At 72.0% G+C, this 1,749-nt stretch carries 2 protein-coding genes; both read left to right on the top strand.

The window, feature by feature from the left end; genetic code table 11:
• Positions 1–67 precede the first annotated feature (67 nt).
• Positions 68–955 (top strand): DUF1684 domain-containing protein, encoded by an 888-nt coding sequence (locus Y706_RS0106430; RefSeq protein WP_043435122.1) that lies wholly within the window; start codon positions 68–70, stop codon positions 953–955.
• A partial coding sequence (locus Y706_RS27890) for an LLM class flavin-dependent oxidoreductase (protein ID WP_043435121.1) occupies positions 952–1,749 on the top strand: 798 nt, incomplete at its 3' end. The genes Y706_RS0106430 and Y706_RS27890, both read left to right, overlap by 4 nt.

The following is a 1,749-nucleotide window of genomic DNA, read 5'->3' as shown; positions in this document are numbered from 1 at the left end:
GCCGGCACTACTGAGACCGACGCCGCCGCCCGCGTCACAGCCGACCACAACCACCACGGGAGTTCCCATGTCCACGCCCACTGACACCGACGGCCGTCCTGACCTTCGTCCCGACCGCCACCCCGACCTGGAATTCGAAGCCGCCTGGGCGGACTGGCATGCCGCGCACGAACGCCACCGCGCCAACCCCCACGGCTTCCTCGCCGTCACCCACCTGCACTGGCTCGAGTCCTCACCCGCCCGGCTGGACGGTGCGCCGGGCACCTGGAGCGTCGAGGACGACGTCGTCCGCCTGGCTTTGGGGGCAGGCGAACGCGTCCTTCGCGACGGGCAGGAACTGAACGCCGACGGGACCGGAGCTACCGTGTTCCTTGGTCCGATTCCCGAGCGCGATGGCCTGAATCTGCGGGTGGAGGATGCCGGCGCCGGCCATACCGTGATCGAGCTCGCCAAGCGCGGTGGCCGCTATGTCGTGCGGCCGCGGCATCCCCTGAACCCGCTGCTCACCGGCTACCGCGGCACCCCCGTCTACGCCCCCAGCATCGAATATGCCATTTCAGGAATATTTGTGCCGTTCGCCGAACCGCGGCCCACCACCGTGGGCGCGGCGGTCGAAGGAATCCACCACGTCTACGAAGCCCCGGGGGAAATCCGCTTCCGGCTCCGCGGCAAAGACCTGAGCCTCACCGCCTTCAACGGCCACACTCCGGGCACGCTGTCCGTGCTTTTCACGGACGCGACCTCGGGCAAGAGCACCTACGCGGCCAACCGCTCGCTCGCCGTGGCCGCTCCGGGCCCCGACGGCACGGTCTGGCTCGACTTCAACCGGGCGGTGAACCTGCCGTGCGCCTACACGGACCTCGCCACGTGCCCGCTGCCGCCGGCGGAGAACCGCCTGCCGGTGCCCATCGAGGCCGGCGAACAGATCCCCTACGAACGACAGGACGCATCATGAGCAGCCATTCCGCCCAGGACGGGCCCCGCGAACACGGCCTCCTCCTGCTGGAGCTCGACGGTGCCGGCAGCCACCCGGCCGCGTGGCGGGTTTCCCGCACGGCCCCGGCAGCCGTGCTGGGCCCGGAACACCTCCGCGGCGCCGTGCTCGCCGCCGAGTCCGCCGGGTTCCACGCGGCGACGTTTTCCGATCCCGGCATGCCGGCCCCCGGGCACCCGGACGCCGCGGCCCGGCTCAACGCCCTGCAGCGCGCCGCGTTCGCCGGCCCCGTGACCCGCTCCCTCGCACTGATTCCGGAAGTGGACACCGCCTACACCGAGCCGTTCCACATCTCCACCCAGCTCGCCAGCCTCGACTACGTCTCGGGGGGACGGGCCGGCTGGCTGGTAGCCGCTTCATCAAGCGCGGCCGATGCCGCCGCCGTCGGACGCGACACCGTGCGCGGGGACCGGCTCTCCCGCGAGGCCGCCGATTCGATCGAGGTCAGCCGCAGGCTCTGGGACTCCTGGGAGGACGACGCCGTGATCCGCGACGTCCCCACCGGGCGCTACCTCGACGTCGACAAGCTGCATTACATCGACGTCGAAAACGGCAGCTATTCCGTCAAGGGTCCGTCGATCATTCCACGGCCGCCCCAGGGCCAGCTGCCCGTACTGGCCCCGGCCGGGCTCCTCACCGCGGAGGCCGTCGCGGCCGGGGCAGCCGACGCGCTCCTGGTCTCGGCCCCGACGCCCGGGCTCCTGGCCGCCGAGCTCGCGGCGACGCGCGCAGGACTCGCCGCCGGCGGCGACGGG

Origin of the sequence: Arthrobacter sp. I3 (genome assembly GCF_000520575.1) — a bacterium.
In the GTDB taxonomy this organism is placed as follows: Bacteria; Actinomycetota; Actinomycetes; order Actinomycetales; family Micrococcaceae; genus Arthrobacter; species Arthrobacter humicola_A.
This window is presented reverse-complemented; position numbering and strand designations above follow the sequence as displayed.

Coding starts and splice junctions, on each gene's coding strand:
- Y706_RS0106430 (WP_043435122.1), top strand. CDS start 68: ATGTCCACGCCCACTGACACCGACGGCCGTCCTGACCTTCGTCCCGAC.